Raw genomic sequence first — 18,530 nt, 5'->3', positions numbered from 1 at the left:
GGATCAGTTGTCCTTGGCCTCTTCTTTGCGTTCCATCTGGGTTTTGCTGACCAGTACGGGCTTGCCTTTGAGGTGGTTGATCGCCTGAATCAGTTGGAAGTCTTTGTCCGAGCCGAACTCGGGCACTTTGCGTTCGGATGCGGGCTTACGTGACTCCTCTTCCAAGCGCTTGAGCGCATCTTCCCGTGCCTTTTCGCGGACAGCGTCCTTCTTTTCTTCGCCTTGGCCACTGGATAGATGCTTTTCAAGGTCGGCTTCCCGCATGCGCAGTGCTGCGTAGGGGCTGCCTTCTTCGGTTTCATCCACCATCACGTCGGGAACGATGCCCTTGGCTTGGATCGAGCGTCCGCTCGGGGTGTAGTAGCGGGAGGTGGTGATTTTCAAACCGGTATCCGGTCCGAGCGGGCGGAAAGTCTGCACCGAGCCTTTGCCAAACGATTGGCTACCCATGATGGTGGCGCGTTTGTGGTCCTGCAATGCGCCTGCCACGATTTCACTGGCTGAAGCAGATCCCTCGTTGACCAGCACTACCATGGGCACCTTTTTCAGTGCTGCAGGCAATGTTTTCAGTGCCTCTGCACCGGACAAGCCCCGGATGTCGCTGGCGGAGGCACGCAACACCTGCTTGCTTTCAGGCGTCTGCCCGTTAGTGGACACCACGGTGACGTTCTCGGGCAGGAAGGCTGCTGACATCGCTACCGCAGAGGTCAGCAGGCCGCCCGGGTCGTTACGCAAATCCAAAACCAAGCCTTTAATTTTGGGGTCTTGCTTGTAAATATCTTCGACTTTTTTGGCAAAGTCTTCAAAGCTGCGTTCCTGGAACTGGCTGACGCGGATCCATGCGTATCCCGGCTCCACGACTTTTCCGCGCACAGATTGTTGTTTGATTTCTTCCCGGGTAATGGTGACCGGGAAAGTGCGATTCTCATCTTTGCGATAAATCGTCAACAACACTTTGGTGTTGGGCTCACCGCGCATGCGCTTGACGGCTTCGTTGAGCGTCAGGCCTTTGACCGCGGTGTCGTCAATTTTGGTGATCAGGTCGTTGGTTTTCAGGCCCGCACGGAAGGCAGGGGAGCCCTCAATCGGTGAAACCACTTTGACGAGGCCATCTTCTTGGGTGATCTCAATGCCCACACCGACAAACTTGCCGGAGGTGCCTTCACGGAATTCCTTGAACGACTTTTTGTCAAAGTACTGTGAGTGGGGGTCGAGGCTGGCCACCATGCCGGTGATGGCATCGGTGATCAGTTTTTTCTCATCGACAGGCTCCACATAGTCACTCTTGACCATACCGAAAACCGTGGCGAGCTGTTGCAACTCTTCCAATGGCAACGGGGCCAAGGAGTTCCGTGCAACGGTTTGCAACGATACGGTGGTGAGTGCCCCTGCAACGACGCCCAAAGCAATCCAGCCGGTGATTTTCAGTTTGTGACCCATAGTTCTTCCTGTGCCGCACCAATATACACCTTGGAGTGCGGCTGGTTTGCCCGGTTCCCCGAAGTCCTGCAAAAACGCCCGCAATTGCGGGCGTTTAGAAGGGCGGGTTTGTAGTTATGCCTTGCCTTGGGAAGCCACCGCGGCGGCGGCCTTGGCGGCAGCCTCTGCATCACCGAGGTAGTAGTGACGGATCGGTTTGAGGTTTTCGTCCAGCTCGTAAACCAAAGGGATGCCGTTGGGGATGTTAACGCCCACGATGTCATCGTCCGAAATCTCGTCCAGGTACTTGATCAATGCGCGGATCGAGTTGCCGTGCGCTGCCAGAACGATGCGCTTGCCCGCTTTGATAGCCGGCGCAATAGATTCGTTCCAGAAAGGAATGACACGGTCTACGGTGTCTTTCAGGCATTCGGTGAGCGGGACTTGTTCGACAGGAAGCTTGGCATAGCGGATGTCTGCGCGTTCACTACGGGGGTCAGTCGCTTCCAGCGCGGGTGGTGGTGTGTCGTAGCTGCGGCGCCAAACCAGGACTTGTGCGTCGCCGTATTGTTTGGCCATGTCCGCCTTGTTCAGGCCCTGAAGCGAGCCATAGTGACGCTCATTGAGACGCCAGCTGTGGACGACCGGCAGCCAGGTGCGGTCCATTTCGTCCAGGGTGTGCCACAGGGTGCGAATCGCCCGCTTGAGTACGCTGGTATAGGCCACATCGAATTCAAAACCTTCTGCTTTGAGGAGTCGGCCGGCGTTTTTGGCTTGTTCAACCCCGGTAGGTGTGAGGTCTACATCGGTCCAGCCGGTGAAGCGGTTTTCAAGATTCCAGGTGGATTCGCCGTGGCGTACGAGAACTAATTTGTACATGAGGATGCGTTCGATCGTTGAGAAAACCGGCCGGTCTGTGCAGCGGCTGGAGACTCACCATTCTAAAATGGCAGCTTCGAGTCAAGTAACCAAGAAGGAACAAAGTGAAATTTATTATGGATAACTGGATGTTGATTGCCATTGCACTGTCGTCCGGCGGCTTGCTGCTCTGGCCGGTCTTCCAGGGCGCAACCGCAGTGGGAATTGACTCAGCGAGGGCTATTCAGTTGATCAACCGCGAAAAAGCCAATGTGGTGGATGTTTCCGATGCGTCCGAGTTTGCTGCCGGTCACATTGTGGGATCCAAAAATCTGCCCTTCGCGGATTTGGAAGCCAAGCTCGCGGGTGCGGTCAAAAACAAGGGCTTGCCATTGGTGCTGGTGTGCCAAAGCGGTGCCCGCTCCGCCAAAGCGGTTGAGTTGGCCAAGAAACTGGGTTACGAGCAGGCCCAATCGATGCAGGGCGGACTCAAAGCTTGGAAAGCAGCTAATCTCCCTGTTGAGAAAGCCTGATCCGGGCTGCTGAACATAAGGAATCTGCGTTATGCAAGCTGTCAAGATGTACACCACCGCTGTCTGCCCCTACTGTGTGCAGGCCAAGCGCATTCTTAAATCCAAGGGCGTTGACGTGATTGAAGAAATCCGGGTGGATGCCAATCCCGAGGAGCGCATGAAGATGATGGAGCTCACCGGCCGGCGCACCGTGCCTCAGATTTTCATTGGCGACACCCATGTCGGCGGTTGTGATGATTTGATGGCGCTGGACAGCAACGGTGGGTTGCTGCCTTTGTTGGGCGCTACAGCCTGACATAATTCCCGTCAGCGAATTCCGTTTTCGTAGCCCGTCGGTGTTGTGCCGGCGGGCTTCTGTTTATCTAAAGAGACTTTTGCCATGGCTGACCAAGATCCCGTTTTCCAAATTCAACGCGTGTACCTCAAAGAGGCTTCGTTGGAGCAACCCAACTCTCCTGCCATTCTGTTGGAGCAAGAGCAGCCGTCTGTGGACATTCAGCTCGGCGTCGAAGCCGCTCCCGTGGCGGAAGGCGTGTACGAAGTCTGTGTGACTGCCACTGTGCAAACCAAAATCAAAGACAAAACCGTGTTCCTGGTCGAAGCCAAGCAGGCAGGCATCTTTGAGATTCGCAACCTAGGCCAGGAGCAACTGGGCCAGATTATGGGCATTGCTTGCCCGCAAATCGTGTACCCCTACCTGCGCGGCAACGTGGCGGATCTGATTCAGCGCGGCGGGTTCCCTCCGGTGCACTTGTCGGAAATCAACTTCCAAGCCATGTACGAGCAGCAGCAACTGGAAGCTGCCGGCGCAGCGGCAGGCACGCTGCCCCAGTAAGCTGGTTGCAGGAGGTTTTGGCCTCCAGCCCACGTTTTATAAGCGCGAGTAGCTATGAAAATCATAGTAATAGGCGCTGGTGCCTGGGGTACAGCGCTGGCCATCAGCGCAGCCCGCAATACCCGGCAAGCCCATGCGGTCACTCTGTGGGCTCGCGATGCCTCGGCGGTGGACCGCATGGAGTCGGAGCGATGCAATAGCCGCTACCTGCCGGGCTGTGGGTTTCCGCCCTCGCTGCGTGTGAGCGCCAGCGATTTGTCTTCTCTGCTCGCTTCGAGTGATGGAGGCGGTTTCGACCTCATCATCATTGCGACTCCGATGGCCGGATTGCGCGAAACCTTGCTTCAGGTGGCCGCCGCTGCCTGCCCTGTGGCGTGGCTGTGTAAGGGGTTCGAGGCGCCTCTGGTGCAGGGTGCGCCGGGTTTGCTGGGCCACGAGGTCCTGCAGTCGGTGGCCCCCTGTGTGCAGGCTGGCGTTTTGAGCGGCCCCAGCTTTGCCCAGGAGGTTGCCGCGGGGCAGCCTACTGCCTTGGTAGCAGCCAGCCCTCATGAGTCAGTGCGCCTTCTGTTGGTGGACGCCTTTCACAGCCCGGATCTGCGGGTGTATGCGAATGAGGATGTCGCTGGCGTGGAAGTCGGCGGTGCCGTCAAAAACGTGCTCGCGATTGCCACCGGTTTGTGTGACGGCTTGGACTTGGGAATGAATGCCCGAGCCGCACTGATAACCCGTGGCTTGGCAGAGATGACCCGCCTTGGCATGGCCATGGGGGCAAAGGCCGAAACCTTTATGGGCTTGAGTGGCCTCGGGGACTTGGTGCTTACCGCGACAGGGGACTTGTCCCGCAACCGCAAGGTAGGGCTGGCACTCGCCTCCGGTAAAACACTGGAACAGGCGGTTGCTGAGCTGGGGCATGTAGCTGAGGGTGTCTACAGCGCCCGCACGGTGTGGCAGCGTGCCGTGAGTTTGGGTGTGCCTATGCCGATTACCCAGGCAGTGGTGGGTTTGCTTGACGGGCAGTTAAAAGCCCATCAGGCAGTCGCTGCACTGATGGGACGGGGGCCTGCTTCCGAGGTGTACTAGCGTCAGGTGGCCGAGGCCACTTTGGCAGCAATGTGGGCCATGGCCTCTTCGACCTGATCCACCAGTACCAAGCACAGCTCGCCGGGCTGGAGTTTGTCCATCGCGGCGTCAATGGCCAGAAACTCTCCGAAAACTTCCGACTGCTGGGTGGTGCGCTTGGCATTCGCCAGGCCCTGGCGGAGCAGGGCCAGTACCTCGCCGTCGCTGCGGCCACGCTGGCATTGGTCCTCGAACATCACCACTTCATCAAAGGCATCGCCTAGGATTTCGGTTTGTTGGCGGATGTCCTGGTCACGGCGGTCGCCGGCACCGCTGATCACGACTGAGCGACGGGACGCCGGCAAGGCTTGCACGGCCTGCACCAGGGCCAGCATCGCATCCGGGTTGTGCCCGTAATCCGCAATGACGGTGGCGCCCCGGTACTTGAATAGATTGAATCGCCCAGCGGCGTTGTGGCTGTCGTTGGAAAAATTCGCCAGACCTTGGCGAATCACACTCCAAGGCACGCCGAGTGACCATGCAGCCGCTACGCTCGCCATCACGTTGTCTACCTGAAAACCAATCGCCCCGCCAAGGGTGATCGGCACCTCGGACAGTGGAATGGACTGCTGCACATCCCCCTTGCTGGCAATGAGGGTTCCTCCTTCGACATAAACCACAGCTTGCCCTTGGGCGCGATGCGTGGCCATGACGGGGTGCGTAATGTCGGCTGCGAAGAAGATGACTTCACCTTTGCATTTGGCCGCCATTTTTGCCACGATCGGGTCCGTTGCGTTGAGAACAGCAGCGCCTGTGGGAGCCACGTTTTGCACAATGACGCGCTTGAGTACAGCGAGCTCATTGACCGTGGTGATGAAGTTCAAGCCAAGGTGATCACCGCTACCGATGTTGGTCACCACGGCTACGTCGCAATGGTCAAAAGCCAAACCTTCACGAAGAATGCCTCCCCGCGCGGTCTCCAGCACAGCCGCATCCACATCGGGGTGCAACAAAACGCTCTTGGCACTCTTGGGCCCGCTGCAGTCACCGGTGTCAATGCAATCTCCGTTGACATAAACACCATCGGTGTTGGTCATTCCGACGCGCAAGCCGTTCTGGTTCAGCAAATGGGAAATCAAACGCACCGTCGTTGTCTTGCCGTTGGTACCGGTCACTGCAATGATGGGGATGCGCCCGTTCTGGCCCTTTTTGAACATGCTGCCGATGATTGCTTCGCCCACCGCCCGGCCTTTGCCGAAAGATGGAGACAAATGCATGCGCAATCCGGGTGCGGCATTGACTTCCACAATACCGCCGCCTTGCTCTTCCAACGGGCGCAAGATGGTGTCGCACACCACATCCACTCCGCAGATATCGAGTCCCACCATGTGGGCAGCGGCAATGGCGCGCGCAGCCACGTCGGGGTGCACATCATCTGTAACGTCGGTGGCAGAGCCCCCAGTCGACAGGTTGGCATTGTTCCGCAAGTTGACCCGCTGGCCTTTGGCGGGGACCGAGTCCGCTTCAAAGCCCTGGTTGGCGAGAGTCGTTTTGGCGATGTCGTCAAAACGAATTTTGGTGAGTGAGGTGGCGTGACCCGAGCCACGTCGCGGGTCGGCGTTGACTTGCGCCACCAACTCGGCAATGGTGTGCACGCCATCGCCCACCACTTTGGGTGGGTCGCGGCGGGCGGCTGCCACCAGCTTGTCGCCGACAACCAGCAGGCGGAAGTCGTTGCCGGGCATGAAGCGTTCCACCAGAACGTCGTCACGGAAATTTTTAGCAGCCTCAAAGGCGCGGTTCAGCTGCTCGCGGCTGGTGATGTTGACGGTCACCCCTTTGCCCTGGTTGCCATCATTGGGCTTGACCACAACGGGCAAGCCAATTTCCATGGCGGCCGCCCAAGCGTCATCGGCATCGACGACGGACCGCCCTCCGGGAACCGGCACGCCAGCTGCGGAAAGCAATTTTTTAGTGAGCTCTTTGTCTTGGGCAATGGCTTCTGCGATGGCGCTGGTGATGTCCATTTCAGCTGCCTGAATACGGCGTTGTTTGCTGCCCCAGCCGAGGCGCACCATGCTGCCCTCTGTCATGCGGCTGTAGGGGATGCCCCTTGCCACGGCCGCATCGACAATAGAGCCGGTGCTGGGCCCTAAGCGGACATCTTCATCGAGCTCGCGCAAAGCGTCTAGAGCGGCTTGCAGGTCGAACGCTGTGTCATTCAGTGCAGAGTTGCAGAGCTTCTCGGCCCACTCCATGGCCAGGAGTCCGACCTCTTCTTCGCTGTACTCCACTACCACTTGGTAGATGTTGGCGTCTACCGTAGGTGTGGTGCAGCTGAAGGTTACGGGGCAACCGGCCTGCGCCTGCAAGCCCAATGCGGCCAGCTCCAGAACCTGGGCTAAGGACACGCTCTCTGCGTGCCCCACCGGTTGGAACGGGCTGATCTCGGGAAAGCGGGCCCGGAGTTTGGCTTCAAAGCCCGGAATGGAGGTTACGGCAGCTTCTTCGGGGGTGCATGTCACGACCGACTGGATGGCGGTGTGATGGCTCCACAGATTGGGGCCGCGTAGTGCGCGAATGCGGGAGACTTCCATATCTGAGCTCAGTAAGGTGTTTTCTTGGGGTTGGATTCGAAGGTGCGCAAACCGGCACCAATCAATTCCACCGGAATATCGAGCGCCCATGCCGCCCCGATAGCGGCCATGACCATTTCGGGTTTCTCGGCTTTGGCGGGCTTCAGGGTCGAGAGCGGGATCATTGAAATGTCCTGATCGCCCCCTGCGAGCACAATGTCTGCACCGCGCAGGAACACGGCCCGGCCACCCTTTTGGCGGTGTGCCTGAAGGGCCGGCGTGTCAGCATCCAAAGCATAGAAAATGACCCGGCCGTCGCAGAGCTCCGCAAGCTCGACCACTTGGGCGTCTGCGGCGTTGAGCACGGCGGTGCCGCTGGGCAGCACCACATCGACCTGGGTTCGAGCGACCTTGAAGGTTTGCTCTGCATCCAGAATGTCGAACTCAGCGAGCCCAGGTGTGTTGCAGATGTCGGTCACCACGCCCACGGCACAACGGTCATAGGCCAGGCCTTCCGCCAGAATCATCTTGCTGCTGTTTTCAAACACGGCCGCTTGCACGGAGCGATTGATCAGGATGCGCTGACTGGCTTCCCAGTGTGCGCTGGCGCGAGAATCAATCTGGCGTCCATCCAGGTACAGCCCTTCAGTACAAGCCAGCCCGACATGCTTGCCACTGATGTGAACCAACCAGGCAATCAGGCGCGCCAGGCGGCCGGTGTGCTGGGTACCTGTGACACCAATGACGGGAATGCGCGCTTCGGCATCCGGCGCAAACAGGTGCTCCACAATGGCCTTGCCGACATTGCGCGGCGTACCCACGGCGGGTTTGATGTGGAACAGCAAGCCCGGACTGGCGTTGACCTCGATCACTGCTCCGCGCTGGCTCTTGAGGGGTTTGGAGCAGTCTTCCAGAACCATGTCGATGCCGGCGATATCCAATCCCACGACACGTGCCGCCAAGGCAGCCGCAGCTGCAACGGTGGGGTGCACTTCGTCGGTAACGTCCCATGCCACGTTGCCATTGCGCTGGATCAAAACGCGCTGCCCAAGGGCGGGAACGGATTCGGGTGTGAGCCCGGCCCGGCGTAGCACGAGCTGCACCTCAGGGCTTTTTTCGGGTTCGATAGGGGAGAGTGGCAACTCCTCGGCTTCTCCGCGACGCGGGTCGCTATTGATCTGGGTGTTCACCAACTGCGTCACGGTGGACTGACCATCGCCGGTGACCCAGGCCGACTCGCCGCGCGCCGCAGCCACGACCCGCTTGCCTACCACCAGTAAGCGGTGCTCATTCCCCGGAATGAATTTCTCGACAATGACACTGCCGCCACTTTGCTCTTTGGCCACATGAAAAGCTGTTTCCACACTGGCCTGGTCCGACAGGTCGAGCGTCACTCCCCGGCCATGGTTGCCGTCGTAGGGTTTGACTGCAACCGGCAAGCCGATGTCTTGTGCAGCTTCCCAAGCTTTTTCGGGGGAGTTCACCAAAGTGCCTTCCGGCACGGGCACCCCGCACGCCTTGAGCAGGCTCTTGGTCAAATCTTTGTCGCTGGCGATTTCTTCGGCAATCGCTGAAGTCTGGTCGGTTTCTGCGGTCCATATGCGGCGCTGGGCAATACCGTAGCCGAGCTGGACCAGGTTGCCATCGGTCAGGCGTATGGAGGGGATACCGCGATCGGTGGCTGCATCCACAATGTTAGAAGTGCTGGGCCCCAAGCACAGGGAGTCCACCATGTCGCGCAACTCAAGCAGCTGGGCTTCCAGCGGATAAGCCGTGTCATTGATCGCGGCCATGATCAGGTCTCGTGCAACGACGAGTGCTTTGCGGCCGATCTGCTCTTGCCGGGTACGGAACGCTATTTTGTAGATGCCAGGCTTGGACATCTGGCGGGCCTTGCCGAAACTCGTTTGCATGCCGCTGAGATTTTGAATCTCCAAAGCCACATGCTCCATGATGTGCGCAGCCCAGGTGCCCTCCCGCAAGCGCTCCAGGAAGCCGCCTCTCACCCCAGGACTGCACTTGTGCTCAATCAAGCCGGGAAGCCAGGTCGTGAGTCGGTCGTAAAAGCCGGGCAGCGTGTTGGAAGGAAAATCTTCCAACTCACCAATGTCAACCCACGCTTCGATCACCGGGCGATAGGTCCAGATATTGGGGCCACGAAGGTGGGTGACCCGCAGGATTTCAATATTTTTCTTGGCTGTCATGGCTTGTTGGAAAGGAGCGGTCCACCATTGTTACGCGTAGTGCGTTGTGTATTTTCGCTCACAGATGAAGATCCGAACGACATGTGTGCGCTTGCGCGTAGTATCGTCGGCCTGAAGTTGGGGCGCCGTAGGCCCGCCACTTTGAAAAACTGAATCAAATTCACCCTTTTTTGCGATCCATGACTTCTGAAGCTCCTGCATTTCCCGCGCCTTCCGGCGATCTGCCGACTCTCTGGCGCGAGGCGGTTCAGAAACAGCTCCATCCCCATGAGAACGTTCTGGCGGTTCTGGAGGTTGACCTAGACCTGCAACTGCATTTTGTGAAGGGCCTGGTCTTACTCACTAACCAGAGACTACTGGCCTGCGAAGGCAAATCGCAAGTCTGGTCCACGTGGGAATTGCAGGCCGGACAGACTTTGCACCACCACGACCACGCGGGAGTGGGGCATTTGAACTTGCTGGACGCCAGCGCCTTGCTCGGTAGCTGGAGATTTACGCTCGGGCAAAACCTCCAGGCGATCCGCTTGGTTGACCAGTTCCAGTCCCAGCTCGAGAGCACCGTATCCGGCAAGCCCCTCGCCCAAGCGCTCACCCAGGTGTGCCCAAGCTGCAAGGCGCCTTTGGAGCCGGAACAAGAAGAGTGCCCGGTGTGTACCAAAGTCGTTCACACGCCTCCCAGCACCTGGACCTTGTTCCGTCTCTGGCGGTTCGCCCGACCTTACCGTGGGCAATTGCTCTTGGGGTTCGTGCTGACATTGCTGGGCACTGCGGCCAATCTGGTGCCGCCGTACCTGACGATGCCTTTGATGGACAACGTACTCATCCCCTTCCAGAACGGTCAGAAAATTGATCCGATGGTGGTAGGCATGTACATGGGCGGGTTGCTGGGGTCTTCTTTGCTGGCCTGGGTGCTCAGCTGGGCCAAGACCTACATCCTTGCCCTGGTGTCTGAGCGTATCGGTGCCGATTTGCGCACTACCACCTACGAACACCTATTGCGCCTTTCCTTGGAGTATTTTGGTGGCAAGCGGACGGGCGACTTGATGTCGCGCATTGGCAGTGAAAGTGACCGGATTTGTGTATTCCTGTCCTTGCATTTGCTGGACTTCGCGACCGACGTGATCATGCTCACCATGACCGCCATCATTTTGTTTTCTATCAATCCGTGGCTGGCGGTGGTGACCTTGGTTCCCCTGCCATTCATCGCCTGGATGATTCACTTTGTGCGCGACCGACTGCGCACGGGGTTCGAGAAAATCGACCGTGTCTGGGGCGAGGTCACTAACGTGCTGGCAGACACCATTCCCGGTATCCGGGTGGTCAAGGCTTTTGCCCAAGAGACCCGTGAAGCCAGTCGTTTTCGCGAGGCTAACAAGCACAACCTGGTCGTGAACGACCGCATCAACAAAATCTGGTCGCTGTTTTCGCCCAGTGTGTCTTTTTTGACCGAGCTGGGTTTGCTAGTGGTCTGGGCCTTCGGTATCTGGCAGGTCTCCCAAGGCGAAATCACGGTGGGCGTGTTGACGGCGTTTATTGCCTACATCAGTCGCTTCTATGGCCGCCTGGACTCCATGAGCCGCATTGTGTCGGTGACCCAGAAATCCGCTTCCGCTGCCAAACGGATTTTTGACATTCTGGACCATGTCTCCAGCGTGCCGGAGCCGGTCAACCCCATTCCGATGGGCAAGGTTCAAGGCAGTATCGAAGTGCGTGATGTCGGTTTCCGCTATGGCAACCGCGAGGTGAATCGTGGAATCAGTCTGAAAATCGCACCCGGCGAAATGGTCGGGCTCGTGGGCCACAGCGGCTCGGGCAAGAGTACCTTGGTGAACCTGATTTGCCGCTTTTACGACGTCTCCGAAGGCGCGATTCTGGTGGATGGTGTGGACATCCGCTCCTACGCCATTTCGGATTACCGGCAGAACATCGGGCTGGTGTTGCAAGAGCCGTTTTTGTTTTTCGGCACCATTGCCGACAACATCGCCTACGGCAAGCCGGATGCGACCCGGACTGAGATCATTGCCGCGGCGCGGGCCGCCCATGCCCATGAATTCATTCTGCGGCTTCCCCAGGGCTACGACTCCATGGTGGGAGAGCGGGGGCAGGGGCTGTCGGGCGGCGAGCGTCAGCGCATCTCGATTGCGCGGGCCCTGTTGATTGACCCGCGCATTTTGATACTCGATGAAGCCACTTCTTCGGTGGACTCGGAAACTGAGAAAGAAATTCAGAAGGCGCTGGAGAACCTGGTGCAAGGCCGCACCACCATCGCAATTGCCCACCGCCTCTCCACCTTGCATCGTGCTGATCGCCTGGTCGTGCTGGACCGCGGCCGGGTGGTGGAAGAGGGCACCCACGATGCGCTGATGGCCACAGAGGGCGCCTATTTCAACCTCTACCAGGCCCAGGCCCGCAACAACATGATCGAGGAGGCCGCATGAGCGCGCTTTACACCGTGACAGCAAGTCGCTTTGCGTTGGAGCGCACCGCCTTCGGGAAACTGGTGCTCACCAATGCAGCCGGAGATCGCTTTGAAGGGGTCGTACCCGTTCGGGCATTTCCGATTCAGTCGCCGGACGATGGAATTTCGCTCGTTAGTATGGATGGCAAGGAAGTGGCGTGGGTCGACCAATTGGCGGATGTTCCGCAGCCGGCGCAAGAACTGATCCGCGCCGAGCTCGCCACCCGTGAGTTCATGCCGGTTGTCGAGCGCATTGTGGCGGTCACAAGCTATTCAACGCCCAGCACCTGGACCGTAGAAACCAACCGCGGGCAGACCGAATTCGTTTTGCGCGGAGATGAAGACATCCGTCGCATCGGCAAAGGCAACGCTTTGCTCATCGCGGATGCGCATGGAATTCAGTACCTCGTGCGCGACCAGTTTGCGATGGACAGCCACAGCAAAAAAATCCTGGACCGCTTTTTGTAGCGCTACAGGTTCAGCCAAGCAGCCTTTGCGCTTGCCCGGGTGGGTCAAAGTTTGAGAGTGAACCCGGACAAATGCTGCGCCAGGTGCATGGCGTGGGCTTGTTCGTAGTCTGGTTTGCCGAGTGCTCCGTAGGCAAAGTGCGGTTGCAGCGGCGCGGTCCAGTCCGCAAAGGCGACCATCGCATTTTGCAGTCTGGCCAAGGCTGAGGCGGCGGGCGTGTCGACTGTGAGCGCTGGTGCACCCGGGATAGGTTCAGCCAGGTTGTGCGACATGCGGCCGCGCCACTGGAAAAAGCCAAAGGCCGCTGCGCCTGCAGTTTTTTGAAACAGCGCTGATTTGGATTCAGGATAGCCGGTCATGGAAAACTCAATACTCTGGGCGCAGTGCTCCAGCGTCTGACTCCAGGACCACACGGCCTGCGAGTCCAAAGGGGCTGCGCTGAGCCTCTGGAGCTCTTGGGCCGCTTGTTCCAAGGTGCTGAACTGCAAGGCCCGGTTCTGGCCGGCGGCGCATGCCGTCAAGCTGCCGGTCGTTGCCAGTGTGGCCAAGCCCACGCCACTGGCAAGATAACGGCGGCGCTGCATGTCCATGTTTCCGTTCATGGGGCGCTATTCAGATTTCCAAGTTGTCGATCAGGCGCGTGCTCGCCAACCTGGCTGCGGCCAGCACCACTTTGGCATCGCCAACCTGAGGGGTTTGCAAGTCTGCTTGACGGCGTACGGCCACATAGTCAGGCATCCACCCGGCGGCGCGCAGCGCTTGCATGCCCTCGTGCTCCAGGCGGGCCAAGTCTGTTTCACCGGAGCGCACGGCTTGCACGATTCCGCGCAGGGTGGCCGATAGCAACAGAGCCTCTTCGCGTTGCGCGGGGGTGAGGTAACCGTTGCGGCTGGACAGTGCCAATCCCGCCTCGTTGCGTTGGGTCTCGCCACCCACCACGTCGATCGGGAGGGCGAACTGCTTGACCATATTGCGGATCACCATGAGTTGCTGGTAATCTTTTTTACCGAACAGCGCCGTACGCGCTTGGGTCACGGCCAGCAGCTTCATGACGACGGTACAGACGCCAATGAAAAAGCCGGGCCGGAAGTGGCCTTCGAGAATGTCGGCCAACTCCGTAGGCGGGTGCACCTTGAAGGTTTGTGCCTGCGGGTACAGCTCAGACTCTTTGGGGGCGAATACGATATCGCAGCCGGCGGCTTCAAGGTGCTGGCAATCCGCCTCCAGGGTGCGGGGGTAGGTGTCGAAGTCCTCGTGCGGTGCGAACTGCAGCCGGTTCACGAAGATGGTGGAAATCGTCACATCGCCCAGAGGCTTGGCTTGGCGCACCAAGGCCAAGTGACCCGCGTGGAGGTTGCCCATGGTGGGCACTACGGCCGGATGGCGGTACTGGCTAAGGGCATCGCGCAACTCAGCAATCGTGTGAATCAGTTTCATAGTGCGGGCCAAGTTACCAGGCGTGGATGGCGTCGTCCGGAAAGCTGCCGTTTTTCACGGCGGCCACATAGGTCTCCATGGCGCCCCGGATGCTGGTGGCTTCGAGCATGAAGTTGCGCACGAACTTGGGGTTCTTGCCCAGGTTCACACCCAGCATGTCATGCAACACCAGTACCTGGCCGGCGGTTCCTTTGCCGGCGCCAATGCCGATGGTGGCGCAGTGCGGCAGCTCCCGTGTCAGCTCGGCAGACAGCGGGGCAGGCACCATTTCCAGCACCACCATCGTGGCGCCCGCGTCTTGCAACTCAAGAGCCTGCTTTTTCATGATGTCGGCGGCCGCATCGCCGCGGCCCTGCACCCGGTAGCCGCCCAAGGCGTGCACGGTCTGCGGGGTCAGGCCCAGGTGCGCGCACACCGGAATGCCGCGCTGCACCAAGAACTGCACGACCTCCGTGGTCCAGCCACCGCCTTCGAGCTTGACCATGTGGGCGCCCGCCTGCATCAGCACACTGGCGCTCCGGATGGCTTGCTCCTTCGACTCCTGGTAGCTGCCGAAAGGTAAATCGCCAATCAGCCATGCCGTGCCTTGTGCGCGGCGCAAGCCCCGGGCCACACTTTGGGTGTGGTAGGCCATGTCTTCCAGGGTCACGCCTACGGTGCTGTGGCGCCCCTGGCAGACCATGCCCAACGAGTCGCCTACCAATATGCACTCCACGCCGGCCGCGTCGGCCACTGCCGCGAAGGTCGCGTCATAGGCGGTCAGCATGGTGATTTTTTCACCCCGGGTGTGCATCTCTTGAATGCGGGGCAGGCTGATGGGCTTGCGGGTAGACGGCGCAGATGCCGGGGGCAGCGTGCCGTAAGGAGTCGCGTTGGTTGCGCTAGAGGCTTGTTCACCGGTCGGGTTCAGGGCCATAGAGGACTCCAAAAAAACGGGATTACCAAGGGTTTGGCGAAAGTGGGGCGAATACTAACCGCAGTTATGTGCCGCGAAATAGAGAGCCCGGCTCAAGCGGGTGAATAGGCCAGCCGCACATAAATGGGCGCAAAGGCCTCCGCCTGGGTGATTTCGATCAGAGTCTCTTTGGCCAGCTCCAGCAGGGCGATGAAGGTCACCACCAGCACCGGGGTCCCGTAACTGGTGTCAAACAAATCTTCAAAGCCCACAAAGCGCTGGCCCTGCAGCTTTTTGAGCACGATGCTCATGTGCTCGCGCACCGACAACTCTTCACGGCTGATCTTGTGGTGCTGCACCAGCTTGGCCCGCTTCAGGATGTCGCGCCAGGCGCTTTGCAGCTCCTCCACCGCCACATCCGGGAATCGGGGCTTGAGACTCTGCTCAATGTAGACATTGGCTTTCAGGAAATCGCGCCCGTACTGCGGGATGGCGTTGAGCCGCGCGGCTGCCAGCTTCATTTGCTCGTATTCGAGCAAGCGGCGCACCAGCTCAGCGCGCGGGTCTTCTGCTTCTTCGCCCTCGGCCGACTTTTTGGGGGGCAGCAACATGCGTGATTTGATTTCAATCAGCATGGCCGCCATGAGCAAATATTCCGCAGCCAACTCCAGGTTACGCTTGCGGATTTGCTCCACGTACACCAGATACTGCTTGGTCACGCTCAACATGGGAATGTCGAGGATGTTGAAGTTCTGCTTGCGAATCAGGTACAGCAGCAGGTCTAGCGGGCCTTCGAAGGCCTCCAGAAACACCTCCAGCGCATCCGGTGGGATGTAGAGGTCCTGCGGCATGGCGAACAGGGGCTCGCCATATAGGCGGGCCAGCGCCACTTGGTCCACCACCTCGGGCATGCGCCCGAGTTCGGCGATTCCGGTGGACTCGCCGGTGGTATTGGAAGTCATTTTGCTATGAAATCAGGAGCTATCCGCGCAAGTAATACGAGCGCTGGAGGCTGATTTGGCACTTAATCGTGCTTGGTCTGGTAGACGTAAGGCTTTTGCGCCACTTGGGCACTGCGAAAGCCTTTCCAAGCCATGCGGTCCACCACTTTGTCCCACAGCAAGGCACGGCCCTTGCGCTGCTCGGCTTCCAGCGTGGGCTTCTCGACCTTGAGTTGGTCGATGAACTGGGTGGCTTCAGAGCGGTAGTCGGGGCGGCGGAAGATGTTCATTGCAGGTCCTTAATCGCGCCATTTTAACGGCAGGGATCAGCGGCTCCGGGACACGGGCCTTACCGGCTAGTCCACACCTGGTCCGCGTGCGGGTGCGGAGCCAAGGGTTGGGGGACGGTACGCTGGTTGATGCTGTTATCGGCCATCACCGTATGCGCGAACATGGTCGGCTGCATATCGAGGGAGGTCATAGCGCGTGCGGCGCGGTTCCGGCGCACCCGCAGAATCACCAGGCCCACTACCAGCGCCAGCGAGACAGCGATCAAGGCCCAATGCAGGGGGCTCAAGCTTCCCACCACACCTGCGAACCCTGCGGAACCCGGTTGGGTGGCGGCCGATGCTTGGCCCATGACCGTGCTGGCAGCAAAGAGGGCGGTGATGCGGGGAGTCATGCGGTGTTCCTAAAAACCTGTTGCGAGGACAGGGTATTTTGGCATGCTTACCTGCTGACAAACCAGTGCAAGCTGCGCCGGTTATCCTCCGGTGTATGAGCACTTTTGACCTTTCCCCTGCCGATATCGCCGCCCTGGCGCAGGCCGATGTGGTGCGCGCATTGTCGGAAGACGTGGGCGCCGGCGACCTGACTGCCTCCTTGATTGACCCCACCCGCCGTGCCCGTGCGCGCGTGATGGCCCGCGAGTCTGCGGTCATTTGCGGCGAGCCTTGGGCCACTGCGGCCGTGCGAGCCCTGGACCCGTCGGCCGCCATCATCTGGCATGTGCGCGAAGGCCAGCGCTGCCAGCAAGACCAGGTGGTGCTGGAAATTGAAGGCAACGCCCAAGCCCTGCTGACGGCTGAGCGCACCGCGCTGAACTTTTTGCAGCTGCTCAGCGCTGTGGCCACCAAAACCGCCACCTTTGTGGATGCAGTCAACGAGGTGCCTGGCAACCGCGCGGCGATTGTGGACACCCGCAAGACCATTCCCGGCCTGCGCTTGGCCCAAAAATACGCTGTCAAAACCGGTGGCGGCACCAACCACCGCATCGGCCTGCATGACGCGGTGCTCATCAAAGAAAACCATATTGCCGCTGCAGGCGGGGTCACTGCCGCGCTGCAACGCGCTACCCAGTTCGCCGCCACGGCCAGGTTCATTGAGGTCGAAGTGGAGACCTTGGAGCAACTGCGCGAAGCGCTGGACTGCGGCGCCAAGATGGTGTTGCTGGACAACATGACCCTGGCGCAGCTGATGCAGGCGGTGGCCATCAATGCCGGCCGCGCGATTCTCGAAGTCTCGGGTGGCGTGAACCTGGACACGGTGCGCGCCATTGCAGCCACCGGGGTGGACCGCATCTCCATCGGGGCCTTGACCAAAGACGTGAAGGCGACCGACTTCTCCATGCGATTTGAGGACCTGTGATGAGCGCCAGTGATGTGATTGAGGTGGAATACGAGCAACCTGCCTGCTCGACCAAACATGCCTGGGCCCGCGTGCCCGTAGAGCCCACCCCCGACGAACGCACCGCACTCAAAGACAAAATCAAGCGCCTGCTGAAAGAAAAGAACGCGGTCATGGTGTCGCACTACTACGTGCACCCGGATTTACAGGACCTGGCCGAAGAAACCGGCGGCCTGGTGAGCGACTCGCTGGAGATGGCCCGCTTCGGCCGCGACCACAGCGCGCAGACGCTGGTGGTGTCGGGCGTGAAGTTCATGGGTGAGACCAGCAAGATTTTGTCGCCCCACAAAACGGTGCTCATGCCCGACCTGGACGCCACCTGCTCGCTGGACCTGGGCTGCCCCATCAACGAATTCAACGCGTTTTGTGACGCCCACCCCGACCGCACTGTGGTGGTCTATGCCAACACCAGCGCTGCGGTAAAAGCGCGTGCTGATTGGCTGGTGACCAGCAGCTGTGCGCTGGACATCGTGAAAGCCCTCAAAGACAAGGGCCAAAAAATTCTGTGGGCGCCCGACAAACACCTGGGTGGTTACATCCAGCGCGAAACCGGCGCTGACATGGTGTTCTGGGAAGGCGCCTGCATCGTGCACGACGAGTTCAAGGCCTTTGAGCTCGAAGCGCTGATCAAGGAGCACCCAAAAGCCAAAGTGCTGGTGCACCCCGAGTCGCCGCAGGAGGTGGTGGCCCTGGCCCACGCAGTAGGATCGACCAGCGCCATCTTGAAAGCCGCACAAACGCTGGACGCTGACACCTTCATCGTCGCCACCGACAACGGCATGCTGCACAAGCTGCGCACGCTCAACCCCGGCAAGACCTTCATCGAAGCGCCCACCGCCGGCAACAGCGCCACCTGCAAAAGCTGCGCCCACTGCCCCTGGATGGCCATGAATGGCCTGGCCGGCGTGGCGCGGGTGCTTGAGCATGGCCTGAATGAAGTTCAGGTGGACCACAAACTGATTGACCGCGCCCGCTTGCCGATTGACCGCATGCTGGCGTTTACGGCAGCGCTGAAAAACGGCCAGCCCGTGGGTGGTTTGATTCCGAATATCGGCGCCGCCTGAGCGCTCGCCACCGGCCTGCGCCGGCGTCATTAAACCGTCACATCACAGACATTCAATAAGGTTCCCCCGCCTCCATGGTGGGCACTTTTTTGGGGCT

The 18,530-nt window shown here is 59.6% G+C and carries 18 protein-coding genes; 8 read left to right on the top strand and 10 right to left on the bottom strand.

The genetic code is table 11. The features are described from left to right. Positions 1-3 precede the first annotated feature (3 nt). Both QZW03_RS06335 and gpmA read right to left on the bottom strand, forming a co-directional pair. A complete protein-coding gene (locus tag QZW03_RS06335; RefSeq protein ID WP_296509137.1) occupies positions 4-1,440 on the bottom strand; it encodes a S41 family peptidase in 1,437 nt (478 codons plus the stop codon). Between the two features lie 114 nt (positions 1,441-1,554). Beyond that, positions 1,555-2,298 carry a 2,3-diphosphoglycerate-dependent phosphoglycerate mutase gene (gene gpmA, locus QZW03_RS06330; RefSeq protein ID WP_296509136.1) on the bottom strand — a complete coding sequence of 248 codons (744 nt, stop codon included), beginning with the start codon at positions 2,296-2,298 and terminating at the stop codon, positions 1,555-1,557. Between the two features lie 104 nt (positions 2,299-2,402). Between gpmA and QZW03_RS06325 the strand changes: the two genes are divergently transcribed. The 4 genes from QZW03_RS06325 to QZW03_RS06310 all read left to right on the top strand — a co-directional run bounded on the left by QZW03_RS06325 (position 2,403) and on the right by QZW03_RS06310 (position 4,725). Next, positions 2,403-2,810: a rhodanese-like domain-containing protein gene (locus QZW03_RS06325; protein ID WP_296509135.1), complete on the top strand. Its 408-nt coding sequence runs from the start codon at positions 2,403-2,405 to the stop codon at positions 2,808-2,810. 31 nt (positions 2,811-2,841) lie between these two features. Further along, positions 2,842-3,105: a glutaredoxin 3 gene (gene grxC / locus QZW03_RS06320; RefSeq protein WP_296509134.1), complete on the top strand. Its 264-nt coding sequence runs from the start codon at positions 2,842-2,844 to the stop codon at positions 3,103-3,105. Between the two features lie 84 nt (positions 3,106-3,189). Further along, a complete protein-coding gene (gene secB, locus QZW03_RS06315; RefSeq protein ID WP_296509133.1) occupies positions 3,190-3,645 on the top strand; it encodes a protein-export chaperone SecB in 456 nt (151 codons plus the stop codon). Positions 3,646-3,699: 54 nt separating this feature from the next. Further along, positions 3,700-4,725: an NAD(P)H-dependent glycerol-3-phosphate dehydrogenase gene (locus tag QZW03_RS06310; protein WP_296509132.1), complete on the top strand. Its 1,026-nt coding sequence runs from the start codon at positions 3,700-3,702 to the stop codon at positions 4,723-4,725. Positions 4,726-4,727: 2 nt separating this feature from the next. Here the strand turns inward: QZW03_RS06310 and cphA (QZW03_RS06305) are convergent, their stop codons facing one another. Further along, on the bottom strand, positions 4,728-7,301 hold the full coding sequence (gene cphA, locus QZW03_RS06305) for a cyanophycin synthetase (protein WP_296509131.1): 2,574 nt from the start codon (positions 7,299-7,301) through the stop codon (positions 4,728-4,730). Between the two features lie 8 nt (positions 7,302-7,309). After that, positions 7,310-9,484 carry a cyanophycin synthetase gene (cphA, locus tag QZW03_RS06300; RefSeq protein ID WP_296509130.1) on the bottom strand — a complete coding sequence of 725 codons (2,175 nt, stop codon included), beginning with the start codon at positions 9,482-9,484 and terminating at the stop codon, positions 7,310-7,312. A gap of 179 nt (positions 9,485-9,663) precedes the next feature. Here cphA (QZW03_RS06300) and QZW03_RS06295 point away from each other — a divergent pair, with 179 nt between their 5' ends. After that, positions 9,664-11,922, top strand: coding sequence for an ABC transporter ATP-binding protein (locus tag QZW03_RS06295; RefSeq protein WP_296509129.1), 2,259 nt, complete (start codon positions 9,664-9,666; stop codon positions 11,920-11,922). Next, positions 11,919-12,410, top strand: coding sequence for a DUF1854 domain-containing protein (locus QZW03_RS06290; protein WP_296509128.1), 492 nt, complete (start codon positions 11,919-11,921; stop codon positions 12,408-12,410). The genes QZW03_RS06295 and QZW03_RS06290 overlap by 4 nt, the downstream gene beginning before the upstream one ends. Positions 12,411-12,454: 44 nt before the next feature. Here QZW03_RS06290 and QZW03_RS06285 read toward each other — a convergent pair whose 3' ends face one another. The 6 genes from QZW03_RS06285 to QZW03_RS06260 all read right to left on the bottom strand — a co-directional run bounded on the left by QZW03_RS06285 (position 12,455) and on the right by QZW03_RS06260 (position 16,365). Further along, a complete protein-coding gene (locus tag QZW03_RS06285) occupies positions 12,455-13,012 on the bottom strand; it encodes a DUF1569 domain-containing protein (RefSeq protein WP_296509127.1) in 558 nt (185 codons plus the stop codon). Positions 13,013-13,022: 10 nt separating this feature from the next. Further along, a complete protein-coding gene (gene panC, locus QZW03_RS06280) occupies positions 13,023-13,847 on the bottom strand; it encodes a pantoate--beta-alanine ligase (RefSeq protein ID WP_296509126.1) in 825 nt (274 codons plus the stop codon). A gap of 13 nt (positions 13,848-13,860) precedes the next feature. Then, complete coding sequence (gene panB, locus QZW03_RS06275) at positions 13,861-14,763, bottom strand: 3-methyl-2-oxobutanoate hydroxymethyltransferase (protein WP_296509125.1); 903 nt, start codon at positions 14,761-14,763, stop codon at positions 13,861-13,863. Positions 14,764-14,855: 92 nt separating this feature from the next. Then, positions 14,856-15,704 (bottom strand): ScpA family protein, encoded by an 849-nt coding sequence (locus QZW03_RS06270; protein WP_296509124.1) that lies wholly within the window; start codon positions 15,702-15,704, stop codon positions 14,856-14,858. A gap of 62 nt (positions 15,705-15,766) precedes the next feature. Then, complete coding sequence (locus tag QZW03_RS06265) at positions 15,767-15,973, bottom strand: DUF3460 family protein (RefSeq protein ID WP_296509123.1); 207 nt, start codon at positions 15,971-15,973, stop codon at positions 15,767-15,769. 59 nt (positions 15,974-16,032) lie between these two features. Further along, a complete protein-coding gene (locus QZW03_RS06260; RefSeq protein ID WP_296509122.1) occupies positions 16,033-16,365 on the bottom strand; it encodes a hypothetical protein in 333 nt (110 codons plus the stop codon). Positions 16,366-16,460: 95 nt separating this feature from the next. Between QZW03_RS06260 and nadC the strand changes: the two genes are divergently transcribed. Both nadC and nadA read left to right on the top strand, forming a co-directional pair. Continuing rightward, the gene (gene nadC / locus QZW03_RS06255; protein WP_296509121.1) at positions 16,461-17,330 is read left to right on the top strand and encodes a carboxylating nicotinate-nucleotide diphosphorylase; all 870 of its coding nucleotides are present in this window, start codon (positions 16,461-16,463) and stop codon (positions 17,328-17,330) included. Continuing rightward, positions 17,330-18,433, top strand: coding sequence for a quinolinate synthase NadA (nadA, locus tag QZW03_RS06250; protein WP_296509120.1), 1,104 nt, complete (start codon positions 17,330-17,332; stop codon positions 18,431-18,433). The genes nadC and nadA overlap by 1 nt, the downstream gene beginning before the upstream one ends. Positions 18,434-18,530 lie beyond the last annotated feature (97 nt).

This window comes from Rhodoferax sp., assembly GCF_013297935.1.
GTDB lineage: Bacteria > Pseudomonadota > Gammaproteobacteria > Burkholderiales > Burkholderiaceae_C > Allorhodoferax.
Note: the sequence above shows the minus strand (reverse complement) of the source record. Positions and strands in the feature narration are given on the sequence as shown.